Raw genomic sequence first — 24,531 nt, forward strand, 5'->3', positions numbered from 1 at the left:
TGGCACTTGACAAAAACATAGGGACACCCCCCCACCTCACCCCTCGAGCAGGTCAAGCTTCCACTAGATACGCGCGATGCGGATATTCGAGGCCAAGATTGCCTCGGCACCAATCTTCGCCAGGGCATCCATGAGCGGGTTGGCCTCTGCCTTCGGGACTAGCGCGCGAACTGCTACCCAATCTTCGTTAGCCAGCGGCGACACGGTCGGGCCAGACAGACCCGGGGTGAGCTTGGATGCCTCTTCCAGCGCAGACGCACGGATGTTGTAGTCAATCATCAAGTACGTCTTGGCATGCAGAATGCCGGTCATACGACGCAGGAACACCTGCTGCTCCTCGGTGACCTCCACACCCTTGCGTCCGACAACAACTGCCTCAGAGCTGACCAAAACATCGCCGAATGGCTTCAACCCCTGCTTACGCAGCGTGCGGCCGGTGGAGACAACGTCGGCGATAACGTCGGCAACTCCCAAGCGGATGGAAATCTCCACTGCACCATCAAGGCGAATGACGGTGGCGTTAATGCCGTGAGCCTTCAGGTCTTCGCGCACCAGATTCGGGTACGAGGTGGCAATGCGCTTGCCCTCCAGAGCTTCTACGGTCCACTCCTCATCGGCTGGGGCGGCGTAGCGGAAAGTCGAGGCGCCGAAGCCCAGATTCAGAACCTCATCGACCGGAGCCAGCGAGTCAGCGGCCAGGTCGCGGCCGGTGATGCCCAAATCCAGATGACCGTTGCCAACATAGATGGGAATATCCTTCGGGCGGAGGAAGAAAAACTCAATGTCGTTGGCTTCGTCGTGGATGGTCAGGCTCTTGGAGTCGCCTCGACCCGGGTAACCAGCTTCCTTCAGGATTTCGACTGCCGCCTCGGACAGCGATCCCTTGTTGGGCACGGCAATACGCAGCATGGTGTTGATTTCTCCTACAGGTACTTGTAAACATCCTCGGGGCTCAGCCCGCGACCGACCATGACCACCTGCAGCCAGTACAACAGCTGCGAAATCTCCTCTGCGAGGGCTTCGTCAGATTCGTGCTCAGCTGCAAGCCAGACCTCACCGGCTTCTTCGACAATTTTCTTGCCCTGGAAATGCACACCAGCGTCTAGTGCCTTGACTGTGCCCGATCCCTCGGGACGCGACTGTGCTTTTTCCTTCAGCTCTGCAAACAGGTCATCAAAGTTCTTCACCTGGTCTATTGTTCCATGTCGTCTACTCGCCCGCGAAAGCAGCCCGCAATAAGCCCAAATTCGAGGTATCCAAATTGCTCGAAATGAAGCGCGCCGGGGGTACTAGCGTCTTCACATCAGCTTGCGAAACGCTCACATCCGGCATTGGATTCCACACCACCGTGCATCCCGCAGTGAGTGCAGAGCGCACCCCCGTTGAGGAGTCTTCGATAGCCAGGCAGTCCTCTGGCGCAAATCCGGCGAGCTCTGCGCCACGCAAGTACGGATCCGGTGCCGGCTTGCCGTTGGCCACCTCATCGCTACACACTGTTGCCGCGAAGTGCTGCTCCCCCATGACATCAATGCAGGGTTGCGCCACGTGTCGGCGAGTATTGGTCACCAACACCACCGGAATGTCAACAGCTCGGGCCTGGTCCAAAATCTCCGGCACACCCGGGCGCCACTCCACCCCATGCTCTAGAACCAATTCTGTGAAGCGGTTTTCGACGAATTGGGAGCCCGAGGAAAACAGCTCGTCGTCAAGCGTGCGTCCCGCATGATCAGCACAAATCGACAGCGTGTCCCAGAGCGTGTTGCCGACGCACTGCATGCGCAACTCCGGAGTCAGGCGACGGCCTACGAATTCCGAGAGGTCGTACGTGGCAATCTCCCACAGGGGTTCCGTGTTGATGAGGCTGCCGTCCATGTCCCACAAAATTGCTTTCACACCATGCGACTATGCCAGGCAAACAAGCATTTGGCGATTATGTCAGCAAAGCCGCCGGATTTGGGTTTAGAGTTTTAGAAAGGAAAGTATGTCGCGGTGCTGCATGCAACCACCGCATGAACGTGTCCCCGCGCGAATGAAAGGCATCGACTCGCTATGACAACCACTGAAGATTCACTCGCCCAGGCAATCGACCAGCCCGAGGCGTACTTTATTCCGCTCGGCGCGGTCACCGAAGGCGAGCTCAGCTACGAGCGCTTCATGCCCACCAGCTTCACTTACGGGGCGTGGGGGCCGTTTCAGCACGGTGCGCCACCGTCGGCGCTGCTGACACGCATGTTGGAGCGCAGGCGCCTGGAAAGCGAGAGAATGCGTATTACTCGCATCGCCGTGGATCTGTTGTCGGCTGTACCGTACACGGAGCTGCGCGCGCGGTCATGGGTCTCGCGCCCGGGGCGGCAGATCGCCAAGGTCGAAGCCGAATTGCTTGCCGACGTCAAGGGTGCCTGGCGGCCCGTTGCCACCGCGTCCGCGTGGATGATGGCCACTGCGGATACGCGGGATATTGAGCGTGCATTCGACAAGCAGGTGCCCGGGCCTGAGGAATGCAGCGCCGAGTACATTCCGCTTACCGACGACTGGAGTGGCGGATACATCGAATCGATTGAAGCCCGCGCAGGTGCGACGGAAGAGCTGGCCGAGACGCAGATTCACTGGGTTCGCGCGACATACCCAATCGTGCTCGGGGAGGAGCCGACTGCGGTGGAGCGAGTCATGCAGGTAGCTGATACCGCCAACGGTGTCGGAGCCACGCTGAGCCCGCATCAGTGGGCGTTTATGAATACCGACTTAGTGGTTCACCTGCACCGACTCCCCCAGCTTGGCCCATCGGAGCAGTCGGCGGAATCGGAGTCGCAGCCGGAAGACGGCGGCTGGGTTGGCATCGCCGCCCGCGGTTCCATTGGTCCGGACGGAATCGGCATGACTGCGGGCGAGCTCTACGATGTGCACGGCCCCATTGGCCGCAGCATGCAGACCTTGCTGGTGCGACCGCAAGGATAACGCGAAGCTACACGTTGAAGTACTTCGCTTCCGGGTGGTAGAGCACGAACGCATCGGTGGACTGCTCTGGGTGCAGCTGGAGCTCCTCAGAGAGTTCCACGCCGATGCGCTCCGGCTGCAGCAGGTCAATCATGCCCTGACGGAAGGTCAGATCCGGGCAGGAACCATAGCCGAAGGAGTAACGAGCGCCACGGTACTTCAGGTCAAAGAAGTCCTGGGTATCGTCGGAGTCTTCCGCGCCAACACTTGTGCCGTCGGAGAACGCGAGCTCGGAGCGAATGCGCTGGTGCCAGTACTCGGCCAGCGCCTCGGTGAGCTGCACACCGATACCGTGAACCTCCAGGTAGTCGCGGTATTCGTTCTTGGCGTAAATATCGTTGGCGAAGTCAGCGATGGGCTGTCCCATGGTCACCAGCTGGAACGGCATGACGTCGGTCTGCCCCGTAGCGATGGCATCTTCGCGCGAGCGGATGAAGTCAGCAATACACAGGAAGCGACCGCGCTGCTGGCGCGGGAAGGTCCACGACACCACTGGCTCCGCTGTGGGGTCAGGCTGCTCCCCTTCTGCAGGCAGCGGCAGTACATGCACGGTATCGCCCTCAGAAACTGCCGGGAAGTAGCCGTAGACCACAGCCGCATGCTGGAGAATGTTTTCCGCACGCAGGCGCTGCAGCCATGCGCGGAAGCGTGGACGACCGTCGGATTCGACCAGCTCCTCGTAGCTCGGGCCCTCATTGCCACGGGTGCCACGCAGACCCCACTGTCCCATGAACAGGGCGCGTTCATCGAGGGTGGTCAGGTAGTCGTCGAGAGGCAGACCCTTGACGATGCGGGTTCCCCAGAACGGCGGTGTTGCAACAGGGACATCGCTGGCGACGTCGGAACGCTCCGGCACCTCGGGGGCTTCGGCGGCAGCCTTGGCGGCGCGCTGCGCGGCGATGCGCTTGGAGCGCTCACGGCGGGCGCGGCGAGCTTCCTTCTTCTCGCGGGCGGCGATGACCTCAGGCGAATTCTCGTCTGGGCCGAGGCCCTTCTTAGCTGCCATCAGCTCATCCATGATGCGCAGTCCTTCGAAGGCATCCCTGCCGTAGTAGACATCGCCGTGGTAGAGCTCGGACAGGTCGTCTTCCACGTAGCTACGCGTCAGCGCGGCGCCGCCGAGCAGCACTGGGAAGCGGGCGGCATCACCGGCGGAGTTAATCTCCAGCAGGTTGTCCTTCATCACCACAGTGGACTTCACCAGCAGGCCGGACATACCGATGGCATCGACATCCAGTTCCTTAGCTGCGGACAAAATCGTAGCGATCGGCTGCTTAATGCCCAGGTTATGGACGGTGTAGCCGTTGTTGGAGAGAATAATCTCCACCAGGTTCTTGCCGATGTCGTGGACATCGCCCTTCACCGTGGCCAGCACAATCGAGCCCTTGGAGCCCGTGGCATCCTCGGCATCCATAAAGCCCTCGAGGTAGCTCACCGCGGCCTTCATCGTCTCGGCCGACTGCAGCACGAATGGCAGCTGCATCTGACCGGAACCGAAGAGGTCACCAACAGTCTGCATGCCGCGCAGCAGGTCCTCGTTGACGATCGCTAGGGGTTCCTTTTCCTTCATGCCCTCATCGAGGTCAGCTTCGATACCTGTGCGCTCGCCGTCGATGATGCGCTGCGCCAGGCGGTCGAACAGCGGCATGGCGGCGAGCTTCTCGGCCCGGGCGTCCTTAGCGTCAGCGGCGGAGACTCCTTCGAAGAGCTCCATGAAGACCTGCAGTGGGTCGTACTCCCCGTCAGGATGTCCCGCTTCACGACGGCGGTCGTAGACCATATCGAGAGCGACTTCGCGCTGTTTGTCGTCGATCTTGTTCATCGGCAAGATCTTGGAGCTGTGGGCAATGGCGGAGTCCAAGCCGGCCTCGATGCACTCGTTGAGGAACACCGAGTTGAGTACCTGGCGAGCCGCCGGGTTCAGACCGAAGGAGATGTTGGACAGGCCGAGCGTGGTGTGCACGTTCGGGTGGCGACGCTTAAGTTCGCGGATGGCTTCGATGGTTTCGATGCCGTCGCGGCGAGTTTCCTCCTGCCCAGTGGAAATCGGGAAAGTCAGACAGTCGACAATAATGTCCTGCTCGCGCAGTCCCCAAGTGCCGGTGATGTCGGCGATGAGGCGCTCGGCAATCGCAACCTTCTTATCCTTCGTACGTGCCTGACCGTCTTCGTCGATAGTCAAAGCGACCACGGCAGCACCGTGCTCAACAACCTGGCGCATAATACGCTGGTAGCGCGACTCAGGGCCATCGCCGTCTTCAAAGTTCACAGAGTTGACCGCACAGCGACCACCGAGGTGCTCCAGGCCCGTCTTAAGAACTTCCGGTTCCGTGGAGTCCAGCATGACCGGCAACGTCACCGAGGTGGCGATTTGAGATGCCAGGGTTGCCATGTCATCGCGACCGTCGCGCCCCACGTAGTCGACACACAGGTCAATCATGTGTGCGCCATCAGTGACCTGACCTCGGGCGGTGTTAAGGCACTTCTCCCAATCACCGGCCAGCATGGCCTCGCGGAAAGCCTTAGAACCGTTGGCGTTGGTGCGCTCACCAATCATGGTGATGCCGGTCGTCTGCGTCAGCGGGGTTGCCGAGTACAGAGAAGCGACCTCATCGATGGGCTTCGCATCCGGGTCCGTCGAGGGGCGCGCTGCCTTAACGGCTGGGCCCTGCTCAGCGTAGGCGCCAGCACCGGTAATAGCATCGCGAACAGCGGAAACATGCTCCGGTGTAGTACCACAACAGCCACCGACCATCGCCAGGCCAAACTCTTCAACAAATCCGCGCAGCGCAGTGGCCAGCTCTGGGGCGGTCAGCGGGTAGGTCGCACCGTTCTTGCCCAGCACTGGTAGACCCGCATTCGGCATCACCGATACCGGGATGGAGGCGAAGTTGGACAGGTAGCGCAGGTGCTCGCTCATCTCGTCCGGACCCGTTGCACAGTTCAGACCAATCATGTCGATACCCAGCGGCTGCAGCGCTGCCAGGGCTGCACCAATCTCCGAGCCCATCAGCATGGTGCCTGTGGTCTCGACAGTCACGTGGACGACGATCGGAATCTTCTTCTCAGTCTGATGCATGGCGGCCTTGACACCGTTGACGGCCGCCTTTACCTGCAGCAAGTCCTGACAGGTTTCAATCAAAAACGCGTCCGCGCCACCGGAAATCATGCCGAGTCCGGCCTCCGTGTAAGCGTCGCGAAGCTGAGCGTACGGAGCGTGCCCCAAAGACGGCAGCTTCGTGCCCGGGCCCAGCGAACCGAGGACAAAGCGTCGCATGCCCTCGCGCCCCGGCCCCATTTCGTCAGCGACCTTCCGGGCGATTGCGGTGCCCTTGTGCGCTAGTTCCTGGATACGGTCTTCGATGTCGTAATCCGCGAGGTTCGGGAAGTTACAGCCGAAGGTATTGGTTTCGACCAGGTCGGCGCCGGCCTCGAAATAGCGTCGATGAATCGTCTCGATAATGTCGGGACGAGTGTCATTGAGAATCTCATTACAGCCCTCGTAGCCGAGGAAGTCCGCGTCAACGTCGAGGTCAAAAGACTGCAGCTGGGTACCCATGGCGCCGTCGCCAATGAGTACACGGCTGTGCAGTGCGGTGAGGAACTCGGAAGAGTGGCGATCAGTCATAAGTAGACACCTTAGTCTACTTTCATAACCGCGCCGATAATCGGGCTGGTTATTCCATCTCGAAGTAGCTTTCCGCCTTCACCGAAGGCAGGTCCAAGCCGACAGCCTTCGTTGCGGAATTGATAATGGCGAGAATCTCGTCGAGCTCCTCGTCAAAAATCGAGCCGCCGTGCTCATGCTCAATCGCAGCCACGCGCTGTAGGCAGTTCTCTACCGCCTGCGTCGCGGCTTCTTCTCGCTTATCGACGGCCAGCTCCGCCGCCTGATCAATACCAGCGGCGGCCTCACGGAGAACTTCCCCGACCTGGTCGGCTACCGCTTCGTCAAAAAGTGGCTCCCAGAACTCGCGTTCCTCGGGCTGCAGGTAGCTGCCGGTGGCAAACATGCGCAAATCGGCAACTAGTTTATCGATGCTCTCTTTCGTTACTTCGACTGCAGACATGTCTGAGTTGCTCATGATCAAAGTTTAACGCCAAGCAGCGCGTCCAGCGCGGTGGCAACGAACTCTCCGGCACCCGCTGCGCCGATTACTGCGCCAGCTTCTGCCTTGTTGCCGGTAGCCGAGGACCACTCCGCAGCCCAGGCATCGATAGCGTCCAGTGCAGCCGGCGTATCCAAGTCATTGCCCAGGCTTGCGCGCACATCGGCAACCAGTGCCGCTGCCGCGCTCACCGCCTTCTCATCGGTGGCGGTCCCAGTAGCTGCGCAAGCCGCACGCCAGGTCTCGAGACGTGCCTTGGCCGCCTCCAGCACCTCGTCCGACCAATCGCGATCAGAGCGGTAATGGCTGGCGAACACGCCAATACGAATCGCACTCGGATCCACGCCGGCGGCCACCAGCTTAGAGACAAAGACGAGGTTGCCCAGCGACTTGGACATCTTGACGCCATCTAGCGCAATCATGCCCGCGTGAACGTAGTGGCTGGCCATGCGTGCACAACCAGTAGCGGCCTCAGCGTGAGCCGCCGAGAACTCATGGTGTGGGAAAGCCAGGTCCGAGCCACCGCCCTGAATGTCGAAGCTCTTACCCAAGCGGTTGGTAGCAATCGCCGAGCACTCAATGTGCCAACCCGGCCGGCCCGCACCAAATGGAGCCTCCCAGCTTGGCTCCCCGGGCCGAGCGGCACGCCACACCAGCGCGTCCAGCGGGTCCTCCTTGCCCGGGCGATCCGGGTCGCCACCGCGCTCCGCAAAGAACTCCGCCATCTGCTCTGCCGAGTAATTGGACTCGTAACCGAAGTTCTCGGTGGCACTCTTGCGGAAGTACACATCCGGGTACTCGTCATTGGTGAGCTGATAGGCCGAGCCATTTTCCAGCAGCTTCTCGACCATTTCCACGACCTCGCCGACGGATTCAATGGCACCGATGTAGTCGCGTGGCGGAATCACCGACAGGTTTTCCATATCCGAGCGGAACAAATCAATCTGCGAGGTGCCCAGCTCGCGCCAGTCCACCCCATCGCGCTCCGCACGCTCGAACAACGGGTCATCGACATCGGTGATGTTCTGCACGTAATGCACCGAGTGCCCATTGTCCAGCAGCTGACGGTAAATCAGATCAAAGGTGAGGTAGGTTGCCGCGTGTCCCAGGTGTGTGGCGTCATAGGGCGTGATGCCACACACGTACATAGTCGCCTCTGGCCCCGCTTCCACCTGGGAGACCTTCTGATCCGCGGTGTCGTAGAGGCGTAGGGGTACCGATGTTGAGCTTTCGTCGTCAAGCGAAAGCGCCGTACCTGCATTGCTGGCGCGGTTGAACACATCGAAGCGCGCCTCGCCGAGACTGGGAACCTGTGGTTGGGGCCACGAATGCATTAAATACTCACTACCTCACTAAACAGCGTTGATCGTGCCGAAGCCGAGCAACACCATAACAATCAAACCGACCGGGATGCGGTACGCGGCGAACCAAGCGAAGGAGTGGTTCGACACAAACTTCAGCAGCCATGCGATAGACGCATAACCGACGACGAAGGCAATCAGCGTACCGATGGCCAATTGCGCACCACTAGCGGCCTGTCCCGCCGCAGGGTCAAACGCGTCTGGAAGCGAAAAAATTCCAGCAGCGAAAACAGCGGGGATAGCCAGCAGGAAGGAAAAGCGCGTTGCAACCTCTCGATCCAAGTGCAAGAACAGGCCGGCAGACACCGTACCGCCCGAGCGCGACACCCCCGGAATGAGCGCCAGACACTGCGCGAAACCCATGACGATGGCATCTCGCATGGTCAGCTCTTCATAGTTGCGCTCACGACGGCCGAACTTCTCTGCGGCGATAAAGACAAAGGAGAAAAGCACCAACACAGCGGCTGTAATCCAGAGATTGCGCAGGTTGTCGCGGATGAGATCCTTCCCCAGCACGCCGATGATGGCAATCGGCAGTGTACCGACAATCACCATCCAGCCCATGCGGTAGTTGAAACCGCGTGCTTCCTTATTGAACAGGCCGGCAAACCAGCCAGTGAGAATCTGCCAGATGTCCTTGGCGAAGAACACCAGCACAGCCAATTCGGTGCCGAGCTGTACTACAGCGGTGAAGGATGCGCCGGCGTCTTGGCCCCACAGCAGCTCAGAGACAATCCGCAGGTGCCCCGAGGAACTCACCGGGAGAAATTCCGTCAGACCTTGCACTACGGACAGAATGATCGTCTGCGCCCAGGTCATACCGGTGCCGGCGGTATCGGCAGCAGTATCCGCTGAGGCGCTTAGTGTCGTCATGATAGTCACGGGTGTATAGGCTACTCGTCCGATTTGTGTTGTGGCTATAGCGAGGTTTCGGCGCGGCCGTAGCGAGACCTCTCCCGCGGAAGTTTTCCCGCGACCGCACGCAGGTGTCCTAAAGTAAAAATCGTGCAACAACGAATTCTGGGCAACAGCGGTTTACGCGTCTCCGCCTTGGGGCTGGGTACGGCCACCTGGGGTGCGGGTACCAGGCAAGACGAGGCCGGACGCATCCTGACGGACTTCCTCGACGCCGGAGGCAACCTTGTCGACGCTTCCCCACTCCACGGCGGCGACACTGTTGCCGACATGCTGGGTGCAGTCATCGCAAAGCGCGGCGTTGCCGACGAATTGGTGCTTTCGGTCGCATCTGGCATACACCCCGAGCGGCCCGTCGGCAGGCGCGTGGACTGCTCGCGTAAGACACTGCAAAAGGACCTCGACGATACGCTCGGACGCCTCGGCGTCGAACACATTGATCTGTGGTCGCCCGGCTACTGGGATGGGCTGACCCCACCGGAAGAGGTCGCCGACACCCTGGAATGGGCTGTACGCACGGGGAAAGTACGTTACGCCGGACTGCGTGGATACAGCGGATGGCAAGCAGCGGTGACGCATGCCGCCGCGAATCGAATCGCTCCGGTGTTTGCACAGCATGAGTATTCGCTGCTCCAGCGAAGCCCTGAGGCTGAGCTGCTGCCCGCCTGTGAGCATTTGGGTCTCGGCTTTATCGGTGGCGCCCCACTGGCCCAAGGCGTGTTGACCGCCAAATACCAGCACATCATTCCGGAGGACTCCCGCGCTGCTTCCGAACACGCGGACGCAGAGGTACAGGACTACCTTGACACACGCGGCGTCACGGTCGCAGGTGCTCTGACCACCGCAGCCAAGGGGCTCGGCGTCAGTGCTGCCGTCGCAGCGATTTCCTGGGCGCGCGATCGGCCGGGCGTCACCTCGATCCTCGTTGGCGCTCGAGACCGCGCTCAGCTACGCGAAAACCTCACCGCCGAACAACTCACGCTGCCACCGCAGATTTGCAACGCGCTTGACGACGTCACGCTGTAATCAGTAACCGCATTCTTATAAAGGCTTATAAAGCGCAACGAATGCGAGAACTTCCCACGGCTGGAGGCGTCCACAAAGTAATCCGGCCGGGGTGGTAGTTTCTATAGCGTGAGTGAAAACAGTCGTCGACGTGTCATAACCTCCCTTCTAGCGGGGCTTTCCGCTAGCGCAGTGGTCCTGGCAGGGTGCTCCTCCGATGTGGAAGGAGACATCGATGCCGGAATGGGCAACGCCACGCCAGTGCCGGCCGCTTCACCCGCTGCTCCCGATACTGGCATCGGGAAAGCCAAGAAGATTGATGAGGGCATCACTGATGCAGTGCTGGTCGGCGATCGAGTTGTCCTGAAGGCCGGGGACAAGATCTTTGCCGGTCCGCTGAATAACCCAATCGAGCGTTCGACGAAGCTGGACGCCAAGTGCGGCGAACTCGCGCCGGGCGGCCCCACTGCTCTGCTGCCGTGTGAAGATGGCATCCATGTCATTACTGACCAGGCCACGGAAGCGGCCGTCGTTGGTCGTGGTACCAACTACTCCGCCGCAGTTGGCCTGGAAGGCGGCCGCATCATCGGTGCCCATGCGGATAGCAATGTCATCGATGTATTCGGCGCTGACGGTGAGTTGGCCAGTGACTTTAAGGCCGCGAACAACGGCTCGCAGCTTGTTGAGATTCCGGATGCGGACAGTGACGCTGACGTCAAGCTTTTGGAAGTTAACCGTCCAGAGACCTCGGTGCATGAGCTCAAGCTCGATGAGTCTCGTGCTGGCTCTGCGCTGCGTGCGGGCATTGGCGTCGGCAAGGTAGCGTCCGGTGACCATGCCATCGCTGCCGCAGACACCAAGGGCAACCAGCTACTGATTTACACGGCAACCGACATCATCCGACTTCACCAAGCAGCTCCGGCTCCGGAGGCGCCGTGGGCGGTAGCGGTCGACGAATCGCGCGGAATTGTCTGGGTGACTTCGACGAAGGTGAACAAGCTGACTGGCTACGACATCAGCTCGGGTACCCCAGTCAAGGTCGCGGACATCAACACGGTTGCAGACCCACAGTCGGTTGTCGCCACCGAGGATGGCCAAATTGGCGTCTTCTCGGCTACCGGTGACGGGGCTCAGATTTTTGACTCCGCGGACGTCGATAAGGCAATTGCTGATTTCAAGCAGGATGCAGAGAAAATTCGTGAGGAGATGTCGGTTCGGGAGCCAGCCGATAAACTACCGACCGGTGCAGGTGACACCAAGGGAGCAGACGACTCCGAGGGAGAGACTAAGTAGATGCCTTCGAAACTTCGCGCCAAGTCCTATCAACTCGCGCTAAAGGCAATGTTCCAGGTTCCGCCGGAGCAGATTCACGAGGCCATCTCGAAGACCCTGAAGGGGCTGCAGAAGTCGGAGAGTCTTCAGCGGGCGGTGAGCAAGCTACTCGTTGTTGACGATGCTGTGCTGCGTCAAACCGTGTTCGGTGTGGACTTCCCGCGTCCGCTGGGGCTCGCCGCGGGCTTCGACAAGGCTGCTATTGCCCCGGATTGCTGGGGGCCCATTGGTTTTGGCTACGCGGAACTGGGAACCGTGACTGCCAAGCCGCAGCCGGGCAATGATCGCCCGCGTCTGTTCCGCCTGAAGGAAGACCGCGCCATCTTGAACCGCATGGGTTTCAACAACCCCGGTGCCGCCGCTGTAGCGGAGAACCTGCGGGCGCGTCGCAGCGACGACGTCATCGGTATCAATATTGGCAAGACCAAGGTAACTCCGCTCGAAGAGGCCGTCGATGACTATCGAGAATCGGCCAGCCAGCTCGGAGGCTTGGCGGACTATGTGGTTGTCAATGTCTCCTCACCGAACACGCCGGGTCTGCGCGACCTTCAGGCGGTAGAGTCCCTGCGGCCGATTCTGGCAGCGGTGACTGAGGAGACCGACTCGCCGGTGCTGGTCAAGATTGCTCCTGATCTCTCCGACGAGGATGTCATTGCAGTTGCTGACCTGGCTGTTGATCTGGGGCTGGCGGGCATTGTGGCAACCAACACCACCATTTCTCGCGAGGGCCTGCGTACGCCCGCGGATGAAGTCGCGGAGATGGGTGCCGGTGGAGTCTCGGGTGCACCTGTGGCAGCTCGGTCACTAGAGGTACTGAAGCTGCTGCACGAGCGCGTCGGAGACAAACTTGTTCTGATCAGCGTCGGCGGCATCGAGACTGCTGAGCAGGCATGGGAGCGGATTGCCAACGGCGCTTCCCTGCTGCAGGGCTACACACCGTTGATCTATGGCGGTCCAGACTGGATTCGTGACATTCACCAAGGGTTAGCTCGCCAGATTCGAGCTCAGGGCTTCTACTCCATTTCGGAGGCTGTCGGCTGTGGTCTGCCGTGGCGTGGTTAACTGCTGAGAGCCGTTGAGGCTTTTTAATCCAATAAACACGCGACCCCGGGTCCTGCTGCCATGAAGGCGCTGGCCCCGGGGTTTTCTGTATGAGTAGCGTGCCCGGTCGGTTGAGTTGCCGGTGTGGGCGTCGTACCCCTACTCCCCGACGTTCTCCCACCACGGCGTGATGATGGCACGCGCAATCGAGTGGAAATACAGGTTGAAGCCAAGCACTGTCGGCGTCGCATCTTCCGGAACATCAAGCTTCTCGACGTCGACCGCGTGCACCGCGTACATGTAACGGTGTGGGGCATGCTGCGCCGGTGGGTTAGCTCCGTAGTGACCACGCATGCCAGAGTCGCCGACAAGCTGGATAGCACCGTCTGGCAGCTTAGAGCTGTCTTCGGAGCCAGCTCCCTGTGGTAGCCCCTTTTCGGCCGCTGGAATGTTGAACACAGCCCAGTGCCAAAAGCCCGAAGCGGTCGGGGCGTCCGGATCGAAGCAGGTCACGGCAATGGACTTCGTGCCCTCCGGCAGATTGGCCCAATCCAACTGCGGGGAAACATTCGACGGAGCGCGGAATTCATCCGCAATCTTCTCGCCGTCCTTGATATCTGGCGAGGACAGCTCGAAGGTTGGCAAATCCTTCAGCGGTGCGTACGGATCCGGGCCCGGGAAAACCGGAGCATTTGCAGTGTTATTTGTAGCGTTGTTTGTGGTGTCGTTGGAATTCGTAGTCATAACTACCAGTGTGCCTACTTTATGAGCGCGCTGCAGGGACTTCGCCAGACTACCTATCCTCAATGCCGGATTCTCAGCGCGAATCCAAGGCGGATGCGGGGCTAACAACGGAGATGTAATTACACCCAGGTTTGGCACCTTAATACCCTGATGACCTGCCAATTTGTGTTTCATTATGTAGTCGGGATACAGTATCACAGGTCAGCACGGAAGTGCTTCCTACCCGGTCCGGGTGGCGGAATGGCAGACGCGCTAGCTTGAGGTGCTAGTGCCCTATTAACGGGCGTGGGGGTTCAAGTCCCCCTCCGGACACAAGATAAATCCCGAGAAACTGCAGTAAATGCAGCTCTCGGGATTTTTGTGTTTTCTGGGGGACCTCTATGGTACTGCCCTATTGCAGCGCCGAGGTCAAGCGGAAAACAGAGTCCAGGTAGCGCTGGCGAAGGGGGCGGTCATTCCATTCCTCCTGGGTGAGCAGGAGGGATTTGTCGCGGTACTCGTCGGCAAGCGCGATCAGTTTGTCCACGATGGAACCGGCGGCGGAGAGAAGCGTGATCTCGTAATTGAGGCCGAAGGAGCGCATATCTAGATTGGACGAGCCGAACATGGCCATGCGGTCGTCGATAACCATGAACTTGGAGTGCAGGACGGCAGGCGCCGGATAGCGGTAAATCTTCACGCCAGCGGTTAGCAGTGCCTGGTAGTAGGACTGCTGCGCGTGGCCGACCATGAACTGATCGGACTCTTCGTTAACGTAGAGCTGAACGTCGATGCCTCCATATGCGGCGGAGGTCAGTGCCATGAGCATGGACTCGTCCGGGACGAAGTACGGGCTGACGGCGATAATCCGCTCGTGCGCCTGGTAGATCATGTTATTGAACACGCGCAGGTTCGGCTCCGTGTTGAAGCCCGGACCCGATGGCAGCACCTGGACCACGTTGTAGTTGTCGTTGACCTCAGTGGTGTGGAGTGAATAGTTCCTGGTGGCATCTGGGGTCTTGTATAGCTCGCTGGTCCAATCAACCGCAAAAATTGCGTCGAAGGCCAGCGCAATATCGCCCTCGAGCTCAATCCATGTGTCCACCCAGCGGCGGCCAATCTTATGGTTCTTTTTCTTCTGGTACTCGGGCTCAATCAAATTCTGCGAGCCCATGAATACAATGTCGCCATCAATCACTACGAGCTTACGGTGATTACGCAGATCCAGGCGGCGCCAGGTGAGCTTCAGTAAGCTCACGGGCAACATTGGGTGCCAGGAGATTTTGGACTGGTTCAGGCGTTTTTTCAGCTTGTAGTAGCCGGGGTATTTCCACGAACCAATTGGATCGACCAGTACCTTGACCTCTAGTCCCCTGTCGTGCGCGCGCTCGAGAGCCTGTATGAAAGGCTCCGTGCTGGAATCCAGTGCAAAGATGTAGGACTGCACGTGGATAGATTTCTGAGCCGCATCGATGGTTTCAATCATGCGGTCAATGGAGGCATCGAATTCGGTGAAAAGTCCCTTTTCCGCGCTGGCAATTGCCGGCATTCCCGTGAGCTGACGCGAGAGCTTGAATACGTTGACAACGTCATCTTCTATCTCGGCATCGTCCGGTACGTCGGGCAGATGCTCGGTACGTTCCGCAATGAGCTCCTGTGCCAGTGCCTGTACCTCGTGCCGGCGGCCCGTGATCTGCTGCGAGCCCAGGAAGAGGAACAGAGGTAGGCCGATAAATGGAATCAGCAGAATCAGTAGCAGCCACGCCGTCGAAGCCGATGGGCTTCGGTTTTCCGGCACCCATCCAATCGCGATGAACTTAATCGTGTAGTCGAGTGCGAAGAATAGTACTTGCCACCACGTTAAGTCCTCCACCAGCCATGGGAAGGTGCTCATCAACCAATCCATGCAGATGATATTACTGAAGCAATTTTCAGTATCTTTGGTCGCTGCCCCTTAGAAGCGCCCCTCCCCTCTTTTGCGACAGCTTATTGTGACATCTGAAATTGAATACTGATATCAATACGTAGTAATGTTCACCTTATTGAACATACTAAGTGTTTGGCATGTCGACTTCGAAAGGACTTACCCCTCCAAATGACTGAGAAGGCTCCTACGAGCACCGAGCTCGACGTTGCCACTAACGTACTGAAGTTGATGGCGGACAAGACGCGTCTCTCCATCCTGTCACTCCTTCGTGACGGGGAGATGACCGTCACCGCCATCGCTAGTGCGCTCGATCGCCCCATCCCCGCGATTTCTCAACACCTGGCGAAGTTGCGCATGGCCAATATGGTGCAGACCCGCAAGGAGGGCACGTCTAGCTTCTATTCGCAGCCCGACGAGCACCTCACCAACCTGGTGATCAACGCTCTCCACTTCGCCGAACACACGCTCTACAGCAATCCGCCCCATCACCGCGGTCAGTAGGCGCACACGGATACGCTCGCTTTACGACGAAAACCCCGCGACCCAACCGGACAGACTCCGATAGGTGATCGTGGGGTTGCTTGTCTTTGGCGCTGCTAGTTTCCCACCCGCGCGGCTAGGAATTGAACTCGCTGGTGGGAGCTACGTTGTTCAGGACCTAATCGTCGAGCCCGGCGTTCGGTGCCCTTCCTTTGTCGAATGCCTCCATGATGCGCTGGGCAGCGAGCGTCGGTGTGAGCTGCCCCGAGCGGAGTTGTTTTTCCACCAGGGAGCTCTCTATCTGCACAGCCTCGTTGGTGTTGAGTCGCTGCAAGAGCGTTTCGTGCACCATGGACCACATCCACTTAATCTGCTGGTTAGCGCGGTTTTCATCGAAGAGATGATTCTCGTGCATAGCCTCGACATGGTCTTCGATGGCTTGCCAGAACTTGTCGATGCCGTCGTCTTCCAATGCCGACATAGTCAGCACCGGTGGAGTCCAGACTTGATCTGAGGAACGCACCATCTTCATGGCGGTCATCAGGTCACGCGCAGCGCGTTTTGCCGGGCGCAGGTTCTTACCGTCCGCCTTGTTGATAGAAATCACGTCGGCCATTTCCAGCACACCCTTCTTGATGCCCTGGAGTTGGTCGCCAGCGCCGGCGAGTGCCAAAAACGCAAACGTATCTACCATCTGTGCCACCGCGACCTCGGACTGACCGACGCCGACAGTCTCGACGATGACAATGTCGTAGCCTGCGGCCTCCAGCACCACCATGGCTTCACGGGTTGCCTTGGCGACACCACCGAGCGTGCCCGCAGAAGGCGACGGACGGATGAAGGCTTCATCCGCGGCCGAGAGCCGGGACATACGGGTCTTGTCGCCCAGAATCGAACCACCGGACTTCGTCGATGACGGGTCGATGGCCAGCACTGCAACGCGGTGGCCCTCCTCAATCAGCTTCAGCCCGAGGGTTTCAATCGTGGTTGATTTACCGACGCCGGGGACACCGGTAAGGCCGACACGCATAGCCTTTCCGGAAAATGGCAGCAACTTCACCAGTAGTTCCTGAGCCAGCACCTTATGCGCCGGAGCAGTCGACTCCAACAGAGTGATTGCCCGAGCTAACTTAGTGCGGTTTCCAGCCCGCACGCCCTCAAAGAGGTCGTCAACATCGATCCGTCGTCGCGCACGACGGACGACTTCGGGGGCCACAGCTGTCTTGCCCTCAACGACCGTGCCAGCGGTAGTGACGAGGGTGCCCAGGTTTTCTTCAAGAAACTCGTTCATCGCTACTTCTCAATTCCGACAACGCGCTGAGCTGAACGCTCAGCTCAGCGCGTATGCGGTAGTTAATTAGGACTCTTCGTCAACGGCAATGTCGAGGCCCAGCTCGGCAGAGAGCTTGGTCATCATGTCGATTGCCGAATCAGCGATGACAGTGCCCGGCGGGTAAATAGCCGCGGCGCCGGCATCGTAGAGTTCCTGGAAGTCGCCCGGTGGGATAACACCACCGACGACAATCATGATGTCCTCGCGACCCAGCTTTGCCAGCTCATCGCGAAGAGCAGGCACGAGCGTCAGGTGTCCGGCGGCCAGCGAAGAAACACCGACGACGTGGACATCCGAGTCGACTGCCGATTTGGCGGCCTCCTCCGGAGTCTGGAACAACGGCCCCACGTCAACGTCCATGCCGAGGTCCGCGTAGGCGGACGCGATGACCTTCTGGCCGCGGTCGTGACCATCCTGGCCCATCTTGGCCAGGAAGATACGCGGACGGCGACCTTCCTGCTCTTCGAACTTATCGGCCATGGCAATGGCCTTGGAGACGTTAGACACGGCACCCTCCTTGCCAACTTCGTCCTTGTAGACGCCGGAGAGGGTACGAATCTCGGCCTGGTGGCGGCCGAAGACCTCTTCCATGGCGTCGGAGATTTCACCGATGGAGGCCATGGCGCGAGCACAGTCGACAGCGAGCTTCAACAGGTTCTTGTCCAGGTCCCCCGGTTCACCCGGGTTACGACAAGCATCGGTCAGAGCGGACAGTGCCTTCTGAACCTCTTCCTCGTCGCGCTCGGCACGCAGGCGAGCCAGCTTGTCAATCTGCTCCTGGCGCACGCGGGAATTCTCAACCTTGAGAACCTCGATGGCTTCGTCCTCTTCGACCTGGTACTTATTCACGCCAATGAGAGCCTGGCGCCCCGAGTCAATACGAGCCTGCGTACGAGCTGCCGCCTCTTCAATGCGGAGCTTCGGAATGCCCTCGATCGTGGCCTGTGCCATACCGCCAGCCTCTTCGACCTCGTCGATGTGCTGGCGTGCACGCTTGACCAGCTCGTTGGTCAACCACTCGATGTAGTAGGAACCAGCCCACGGATCAACCGGACGCGTGGTGTTGGACTCCTGCTGGAGCAGCAGCTGAGTGTTACGAGCAATACGGGCCGAGAAATCAGTCGGCAGTGCCAAGGCCTCGTCCAGGGCGTTGGTGTGCAGCGACTGGGTGTGGCCCTGCGTTGCGGCCATAGCCTCAACAGCAGTACGAGCGACGTTGTTGTAGACGTCCTGGGCGGTCAGCGACCAACCGGAGGTCTGCGAGTGAGTACGCAGGGACTGCGACTTCGGGTTCTTCGGGCCAAACTTGCCAACCAGCTCGGACCAGAGGATACGGCCTGCACGCAGCTTGGCAATCTCGGTGAAGGTGTTCATCGAGATGCCCCAGAAGAAGGACAGACGCGGAGCGAACTTATCAACTTCCAGGCCAGCGTCAATACCGGCCCGCAGGTACTCGATGCCGTCGGCAAGCGTGTAAGCGAGCTCGAGGTCGGCCGTCGCGCCGGCTTCCTGAATGTGGTAGCCAGAAATCGAAATCGAGTTGAACTTCGGCATCTTTGCCGAGGTGTACTCGAAGATCGAAGAGATGATTCGCATCGAGGGCTTCGGCGGGTAAATGTAGGTGTTACGAACCATGAACTCCTTGAGAATGTCGTTCTGGATCGTACCGCGCAGTTGCTCAGTCGAAACGCCCTGCTCTTCAGCAGTGACAATGTAGAAGGCCAGAATCGGCAGCACAGCGCCGTTCATGGTCATAGACACCGAGACACCGCCCAGGTCAATGCCCTGGAAGAGCTCACGCATGTCGTAAATCGAGTCAATTGCCACACCGGCCATACCGACGTCGCCGGACACACGCGGGTTGTCCGAGTCGTAACCGCGGTGGGTCGCCAGGTCGAAAGCGACCGAAAGACCCTTCTGTCCGGCCGCGAGGTTGCGACGGTAGAAGGCGTTGGATTCAGCTGCGGTGGAGAAACCAGCGTACTGGCGAATAGTCCACGGCTGGTTGGTGTACATGGTCGGGTACGGCCCGCGCATGAATGGGGCGATACCCGGGAAAGAATCTACCGGGTGGCCCTCGGCAGCTGCGGCGTCGCGGTCAGCGCGATCGTAGACACGCTTGACGTCGATGCCTTCTGGAATGGTCCACACTTCACCAGCTTCCGCGGCAGCTGCCTTGTTGGTGGCAGCTGCCGCGTCGTCGGTGTTGCGGGAGATGTCAGCGAAATTTGGGATGGTGGTCATTACTTCCTTCACGCTCCCAGTTCGTTCAGCAGTCGGGACAGCTCCGCGACAGCATCGATGGTCATGTTCAGGTATCCGTCGGGGCGAGCGTCTTCAGCGGCATTAGCGAAGCTCTTCTCGGAGCCGGCCACCAGGACCTGCTTAGCGCCTGCGGCGCGGGCGGCCTTGACAGCGTCCTGGCCCGAGGCCTCGTACTCGCTGTCGGCTGCGCACAGCACGACAATCGGAGAGGCCTTCACTGCCTCTTCGAAACCGGCCTCGCCCGGCACAACCTGGCCGGGGTTAGCGACGGCGATACCGCCGGAAGCCAGCAGGTTGGAGGTAAAACCAGTGCGGATGTTGTGCTTGGCCAGCGGACCCAGCGGCAGCATGGCAATCAGCGGACGGTTGCCCTTTTCAGCCAGGAAGTCATCGGAGCGGTTGCGCAGCGCCTCGAAGTCGCGTGCCCAACGGCGAATCGGATCGCCCTCCGGGCGAGCCTCGGGAGCCAGTGGGGCTTCAGCCAGGTTCGGGAACTCGTTGATAGCGGTGACCTTGGTGCGGCGATGTGCGATATCGGCGCGGCGCTTTTCCCAGGTAGCGTCCAGGGCGGCGCGAATACCGGCCTCTGCGGAGGTGAAACCGCCGGCGGCCTCAGTGCCGGAGAAGATCTCCCACGCCTTGTCAGCCATTTCCTCGGTCAGGTCTTCGACGAAATAGGAGCCACCTGCTGGGTCGGCGACGTAACCAAGGTGAGACTCTTCCAGCAGCAACAGGTTGGTGTTGCGAGCGATGCGAGCCTTGAAAGTCTTGGAGACGTTCGGCATGCCGCCGACAACTGCGTAATCAAACGGCAGAACCTCAACTGAGGAAGCACCGCCGACACCTGCGGCGAAGGAGGCGACAGTTACACGCAGCATGTTGACCCACGGATCGCGCTGGCTAAACATGACTGGGGCTGTCACGGCGTGCATCGGAGCGCGGCCAGACTCAGGGGCACCGATGACCTCAGCAACGCGGGCCCACAGAACGCGAGCGGCGCGGAACTTCGCAATGGTGTCGAACTGGTCGTCGGTAGCGGCAAAGCGGAAAGAAATCTGGCCGAGCGCTTCTTCAGCGCTCAAGCCCGCTTTAGTCAGCGCACGCAGGTAGGCGACACCAACGGCGAGGCTGTAGCCGATCTCCTGGATGTTGTTTGCGCCCAAGTTGGAGAAAACAACGCCGTCGACAAGCAGGGCGCGGACGTCGCCCGGCTGCTTAGCTGCCTTGACGGCCAGCTGAATGGCCTCGTCGAGAGAAACATCATCAATACCGGCAAAAGCAGAGGTCAGCGGAGCTGCAGAAAGCTCTACTGCGATGTTGTCCGGATTAGTCGGGTTTGCCTGCTCGATGTAGGACGTCAGTGCTTCCGCAACCTGTGCAGTCTTCTTACCAGCATGTACGGCAATCGGAGCAAGGTCGAGGTAGACGTTGTTAAGCAGAGCTGGCACGTCAGCGGCTTCGAGGGAGCCGGTGAAGTCCAGGCGGATGTCCGTGGTGCCGTTTTCCAGGGCAGTCAGCAGAGCCTCGTTGACGGCCTTTGGGTCAAGGGCTTCCTCACCCGGGTACTGGCGACCGAAAGTCTCTCGAACGCCCCAACCGTTGGTGTTGTCCGAAGTGACCTTTGCGCCACGGACGAATGGGAACTGACCCGGAGCTGGGCTTTCCGCATGCTCATCCGCGCGGGTGTAGAGCGGACGGACATCGACACCGTCGTAGGTGGTCTGAATCAGTCGTTTCCAAATATCGAGCGGTACATCTGCAACGTCTTGCTTGTGCACCCGCGCGAATACCTTGGCCACGCCCTGATACCAGGAATTCTGCAATTCCTCGAAGTTTGACGGCAGCGTGGAAGGTGATTCGGGGGTCGTTCGGTCAGTCACGACAGACCTTCTCCCTTACATGTTCTAAGCAACGCCCCCCATCAATCCATGGCCGAGGATATTCGGCTGCGACAATTTCCGAATTCTCCGCGACGAAAAGGGATCTAAAGGCGTTGGCTTCCTCCAATAGTCAATAAGAGCCACTAGTCAGACGCTAAGACTCACCCGAGTGTCCGTGCACTGAACTTTTCAGCTACTTGTGCAATACCCTTACGTTCGGTTTTGTGCTGACGGGCACGTCAAGTGCTCGAGCCAAGGCATAGTGACCTTGACTCCCATCCTAGTGAAATAAAGGGCAAACGCCTTTAGCCACTGAATCGCCCTCCTTGCAGGGCCTCCAACTCGCAGGTCACACGCTTCTCCGCAATCCCCGGTAACCTCAAATGGGTGAACGTATCCGATGTGCGAATTACCCCTACACTCAAAAAGGTTCTGCTGGTGCTAGCCGTAGGTGTGGGGGTCGTCGTCACGCTGTACGTCGATGTTCCCACCGTCGCTACCATCCGGCAGTGGTCCATCGATGCCGGTGACTGGTTCCCTCTCCTCTACTTTCTCGCATACGTTGCACTGACTCAGTTTCCAATCCCCCGCACCGTATTCACTTTGGCTTCCGGAATCCTCTTCGGACCAATGCTCGGTTTCCTGCTCGCAATTACTGCGACCACGGTGTCTGCCCTTCTCTCCCTCTGTATTGTGCGGTTTTTGGGACGCGACTGGTTTCGCACGCACCTGACCAACCGCCGTCTCCTCAGTCTCGACCATCGGTTGGAACAACGCGGCTGGCTCACAGTGCTCAGCTTGCGCATGATTGCTGGCGTGCCATTTTCGTTTCTCAACTACGCCTGTGGGCTGTCGTCGATACGCATCGTGCCGTATATCATCGCCACTGCCCTAGGTTCGGCGCCGAACACACTCGCCGTCGTTTTGCTTGGCGACGCGCTGTTGGTCGGCTTCGACGTGCGCTTTGCGGTGGCCACGGGAATTCTGCTCGTGCTTGGCCTGCTGGGGCTTCTTGCGGACGCCAAGTTCCCTGTCGTAACCGGTTCTTCGAAACGTTAAAACACCGCTTAGCGCTCTTGAACTAGACGTGAGTTTTTCGGCGGGCTGGTGTTGGTTGCCCGTGAGTTTGCAGAGGCAATGAACGTGTCTTAGCCCAACTGTCAAGGGGTGGGGCTAGACTAGAACGTATGTACTCAGTCTTTGCCAGGTATCGCGGTCGATCTACTCGCAGGGCAGATCACGTTCAGGCCTCTGCGCAGGCACTTTCCGGCCTGGAAGGCGTAGGAACTGTTGAGGTTGCAGGTATCGAAGAGCTTCGCGCAGCTCCTGATAATGCTGTGGGAGTCACCACGCTTGTGCTGGCGCTATTGGCCGCAGGTGACTGGGCAGTAGGTATCGGTGTTTGTCCTCAGGACAACATTGAGCAAGCGCATCGGGCATCGAGCTCAGTCATCGGTAAGGGAGGCAGAGCTGGCACGGTAAAAACCCGCATTCGGACTAACAATCCGCGCGGTAAGGACTACTCCGAGGATATTGGTGCAGCATTCACATTGCTGCACCACGTTATCTCTCGCAGGTCCCCCGAAGGGCGCGAGGCAACTGGTTTGGTTCGCGCTGGTTATTCACAGGTGGAGGCCGCGGAAGAATTGGGAGTTTCTAAGCAGGCCGTCAATCAGCGCCTCGCAGCAGCTGGCTGGCAGGCGGAGCTGGCCGGGTGGGACCTGGCCGTCCACCTGCTTCAGCGAGCTGACGAGTTATAAAAACTTACTGCCCATTTTCTGGGGCGTAAGGGTCACGTGACCATCCTGAAAAATCTGGACGATCGGTGGAGTGGGCACCGCCGCCTGCAGTGGTATTACCGGTACCAGGAGCCGAGTACAGGTCACGTTTGCCGGAGGGAACTGACGGTGCAGCCGGTGCATCCGGTGTTGCAGGTTCAACCGCTGCCGGGCGGTTCTGGCCACCCAACTGTTCAGGCTGAGCGGGCTGAGCCGACTCAGCGCGGCGGTTCTTCTTCCTCTCAGGGGCATTACCAGTTGCTGCAGCTACCGGATCATCAACCGGGCGGTTAGCGACCTCGTTCGCCGCGGCAACCGCACGAGCCAACTCCGGGTTGGTCGACATGTCGAACCAGTTCTCATCGCGGCCCTGCTCAGCTTCTTCCTTGGTCTCTCGGCTCACGGCCGGAGGCTCATAGCGGAACACGCCGTCGGCATCCTTCTTGCCGAAAGCCCTAGCGAAGCTCTCGAGGCTGTCACCGAACTGCGACGGAATCATCCAAACAGTATTGCCGTCCTTATTTGCCAGCTCAGGTAGCTTCTCCAGGTACTGCCAGGCAAGGATCTCAGGTGTCAACTGTGAAGCCTTGACAGCGGCGTTGACCTTCTGGATAGCGCGAGCATTACCCTGTGCCTCAAGGTAGGTAGCGGCGCGAGTACCCTCAGCGCGCAGAATGGTTGCCTGACGCTCAGCTTCAGCAGCCAGAATTGCTGCGTGCTTGTTACCCTCGGCGGCCAGAATCTGTGCCTGCTTACGGCCCTCAGCAGTTTTAATATCGGCTTCGCGGGTACCTTCCGCAGTCAGAATCATGGCGCGTTTCTCGCGATCGGCCTTCATCTGCTTTTCCATTGACTGCTGAATCGACGGTGGCGGCTCAATAGCCTTCAGCTCCACACGAGCGATACGAAGACCCCACTTGGCAGTGGCCTCGTCCAGCTCGCCGCGCAGACGGCGGTTGATGTAGTCACGGGAAGTCAGTGTCTCTTCCAGGGTCAGACCACCCACGACGTCGCGAAGCGTTGCGGTAGTGATCTGTTCGACACCGAAGATGTAGTCGTCGATACCGTAAATCGCCCGATCCGGTTCGTTGACCTGGAAGGTCACGACGGTATCGATAGCCACAGTCAGGTTGTCTTCGGTGATCACTGCCTGTGGCGGAAAGGTAACCATACGCTCACGGGTATCAACCTTCTCGCGCACTCGGTCAATAATCGGGATGATGAAGTTCAGGCCGCTATTCAGTGTCTGCGTGTATCGTCCCAGTCGCTCTACGATTGCCGCTTCACCCTGAGGGACCAGCACAATCGCTTTGAGAACCAAGGTAACAACCACGAGAATGAAAACGACGAGGATGATAAAGCCTTCCATGGTATTCCCTCGTAGCTAG

At 59.4% G+C, this 24,531-nt stretch carries 20 protein-coding genes and 1 tRNA gene; 8 read left to right on the top strand and 13 right to left on the bottom strand.

Annotated features, from left to right (window positions below):
* Window positions 1–63: 63 nt before the first annotated feature.
* Genes hisG through HMPREF2847_RS09115 form a run of 3 tightly spaced genes read right to left on the bottom strand, consistent with a single transcriptional unit; the run spans window position 64 to window position 1,893 of the window.
* On the bottom strand, window positions 64–909 hold the full coding sequence (hisG, locus tag HMPREF2847_RS09105; protein WP_070767490.1) for an ATP phosphoribosyltransferase: 846 nt from the start codon (window positions 907–909) through the stop codon (window positions 64–66).
* Between the two features lie 14 nt (window positions 910–923).
* Window positions 924–1,187, bottom strand: a complete 264-nt coding sequence (locus tag HMPREF2847_RS09110; protein WP_005510825.1) for a phosphoribosyl-ATP diphosphatase — start codon at window positions 1,185–1,187, stop codon at window positions 924–926.
* A gap of 22 nt (window positions 1,188–1,209) precedes the next feature.
* Window positions 1,210–1,893 (bottom strand): HAD family hydrolase, encoded by a 684-nt coding sequence (locus tag HMPREF2847_RS09115; RefSeq protein WP_083327360.1) that lies wholly within the window; start codon window positions 1,891–1,893, stop codon window positions 1,210–1,212.
* A gap of 156 nt (window positions 1,894–2,049) precedes the next feature.
* Between HMPREF2847_RS09115 and HMPREF2847_RS09120 the strand changes: the two genes are divergently transcribed.
* Complete coding sequence (locus HMPREF2847_RS09120; protein ID WP_070767488.1) at window positions 2,050–2,955, top strand: thioesterase family protein; 906 nt, start codon at window positions 2,050–2,052, stop codon at window positions 2,953–2,955.
* A 7-nt stretch (window positions 2,956–2,962) separates the two neighbouring features.
* Here the strand turns inward: HMPREF2847_RS09120 and metH are convergent, their stop codons facing one another.
* The 4 genes from metH to HMPREF2847_RS09140 are packed head-to-tail and all read right to left on the bottom strand — an operon-like array spanning window position 2,963 to window position 9,337.
* The gene (gene metH, locus HMPREF2847_RS09125) at window positions 2,963–6,622 is read right to left on the bottom strand and encodes a methionine synthase (RefSeq protein ID WP_070852211.1); all 3,660 of its coding nucleotides are present in this window, start codon (window positions 6,620–6,622) and stop codon (window positions 2,963–2,965) included.
* Window positions 6,623–6,671: 49 nt separating this feature from the next.
* Window positions 6,672–7,079, bottom strand: a complete 408-nt coding sequence (locus HMPREF2847_RS09130; RefSeq protein ID WP_070852212.1) for a hypothetical protein — start codon at window positions 7,077–7,079, stop codon at window positions 6,672–6,674.
* 2 nt (window positions 7,080–7,081) lie between these two features.
* Window positions 7,082–8,437 carry a cysteine--1-D-myo-inosityl 2-amino-2-deoxy-alpha-D-glucopyranoside ligase gene (gene mshC, locus HMPREF2847_RS09135; RefSeq protein ID WP_070852213.1) on the bottom strand — a complete coding sequence of 452 codons (1,356 nt, stop codon included), beginning with the start codon at window positions 8,435–8,437 and terminating at the stop codon, window positions 7,082–7,084.
* An 18-nt stretch (window positions 8,438–8,455) separates the two neighbouring features.
* A complete protein-coding gene (locus HMPREF2847_RS09140) occupies window positions 8,456–9,337 on the bottom strand; it encodes an undecaprenyl-diphosphate phosphatase (protein WP_040361409.1) in 882 nt (293 codons plus the stop codon).
* A 132-nt stretch (window positions 9,338–9,469) separates the two neighbouring features.
* Between HMPREF2847_RS09140 and HMPREF2847_RS09145 the strand changes: the two genes are divergently transcribed.
* The 3 genes from HMPREF2847_RS09145 to HMPREF2847_RS09155 all read left to right on the top strand — a co-directional run bounded on the left by HMPREF2847_RS09145 (window position 9,470) and on the right by HMPREF2847_RS09155 (window position 12,778).
* Window positions 9,470–10,405 carry an aldo/keto reductase gene (locus HMPREF2847_RS09145; protein ID WP_070432142.1) on the top strand — a complete coding sequence of 312 codons (936 nt, stop codon included), beginning with the start codon at window positions 9,470–9,472 and terminating at the stop codon, window positions 10,403–10,405.
* A 108-nt stretch (window positions 10,406–10,513) separates the two neighbouring features.
* Window positions 10,514–11,677: a hypothetical protein gene (locus HMPREF2847_RS09150; RefSeq protein WP_187401057.1), complete on the top strand. Its 1,164-nt coding sequence runs from the start codon at window positions 10,514–10,516 to the stop codon at window positions 11,675–11,677.
* Window positions 11,678–12,778 carry a quinone-dependent dihydroorotate dehydrogenase gene (locus tag HMPREF2847_RS09155; protein ID WP_070852215.1) on the top strand — a complete coding sequence of 367 codons (1,101 nt, stop codon included), beginning with the start codon at window positions 11,678–11,680 and terminating at the stop codon, window positions 12,776–12,778.
* A gap of 138 nt (window positions 12,779–12,916) precedes the next feature.
* On the opposite strand, the gene HMPREF2847_RS09160 is transcribed toward HMPREF2847_RS09155, so the two are convergent.
* Window positions 12,917–13,501, bottom strand: a complete 585-nt coding sequence (locus HMPREF2847_RS09160; RefSeq protein ID WP_070852216.1) for a YbhB/YbcL family Raf kinase inhibitor-like protein — start codon at window positions 13,499–13,501, stop codon at window positions 12,917–12,919.
* Window positions 13,502–13,727: 226 nt separating this feature from the next.
* Here HMPREF2847_RS09160 and HMPREF2847_RS09165 point away from each other — a divergent pair.
* Window positions 13,728–13,813 (top strand) — tRNA-Leu (locus HMPREF2847_RS09165).
* A gap of 79 nt (window positions 13,814–13,892) precedes the next feature.
* Here HMPREF2847_RS09165 and cls read toward each other — a convergent pair.
* Window positions 13,893–15,386, bottom strand: a complete 1,494-nt coding sequence (cls, locus tag HMPREF2847_RS09170; protein ID WP_083327361.1) for a cardiolipin synthase — start codon at window positions 15,384–15,386, stop codon at window positions 13,893–13,895.
* Window positions 15,387–15,575: 189 nt separating this feature from the next.
* Here cls and HMPREF2847_RS09175 point away from each other — a divergent pair, with 189 nt between their 5' ends.
* Window positions 15,576–15,908 (top strand): ArsR/SmtB family transcription factor, encoded by a 333-nt coding sequence (locus tag HMPREF2847_RS09175; RefSeq protein WP_070852217.1) that lies wholly within the window; start codon window positions 15,576–15,578, stop codon window positions 15,906–15,908.
* Between the two features lie 157 nt (window positions 15,909–16,065).
* On the opposite strand, the gene meaB is transcribed toward HMPREF2847_RS09175, so the two are convergent.
* From meaB to HMPREF2847_RS09190, 3 genes are all read right to left on the bottom strand, one after another.
* Window positions 16,066–17,178 (bottom strand): methylmalonyl Co-A mutase-associated GTPase MeaB, encoded by a 1,113-nt coding sequence (meaB, locus tag HMPREF2847_RS09180; protein WP_038625439.1) that lies wholly within the window; start codon window positions 17,176–17,178, stop codon window positions 16,066–16,068.
* A 66-nt stretch (window positions 17,179–17,244) separates the two neighbouring features.
* Complete coding sequence (gene scpA / locus HMPREF2847_RS09185; RefSeq protein ID WP_070852218.1) at window positions 17,245–19,464, bottom strand: methylmalonyl-CoA mutase; 2,220 nt, start codon at window positions 19,462–19,464, stop codon at window positions 17,245–17,247.
* A gap of 8 nt (window positions 19,465–19,472) precedes the next feature.
* Window positions 19,473–21,365 (bottom strand): methylmalonyl-CoA mutase family protein, encoded by a 1,893-nt coding sequence (locus HMPREF2847_RS09190; protein WP_070852219.1) that lies wholly within the window; start codon window positions 21,363–21,365, stop codon window positions 19,473–19,475.
* A gap of 387 nt (window positions 21,366–21,752) precedes the next feature.
* Between HMPREF2847_RS09190 and HMPREF2847_RS09195 the strand changes: the two genes are divergently transcribed.
* A complete protein-coding gene (locus tag HMPREF2847_RS09195) occupies window positions 21,753–22,424 on the top strand; it encodes a TVP38/TMEM64 family protein (RefSeq protein WP_070852220.1) in 672 nt (223 codons plus the stop codon).
* 128 nt (window positions 22,425–22,552) lie between these two features.
* Entirely contained in the window at window positions 22,553–23,125 is a 573-nt protein-coding gene (locus HMPREF2847_RS09200) for a DNA-binding protein (protein ID WP_070852221.1), read from the top strand.
* A gap of 4 nt (window positions 23,126–23,129) precedes the next feature.
* Here the strand turns inward: HMPREF2847_RS09200 and HMPREF2847_RS09205 are convergent, their stop codons facing one another.
* Window positions 23,130–24,512 (bottom strand): SPFH domain-containing protein, encoded by a 1,383-nt coding sequence (locus HMPREF2847_RS09205; RefSeq protein WP_070852222.1) that lies wholly within the window; start codon window positions 24,510–24,512, stop codon window positions 23,130–23,132.
* Window positions 24,513–24,531: the final 19 nt, after the last annotated feature.

Source organism: Corynebacterium sp. HMSC074C03 (assembly GCF_001838285.1).
Taxonomy (GTDB): Bacteria; Actinomycetota; Actinomycetes; order Mycobacteriales; family Mycobacteriaceae; genus Corynebacterium; species Corynebacterium amycolatum.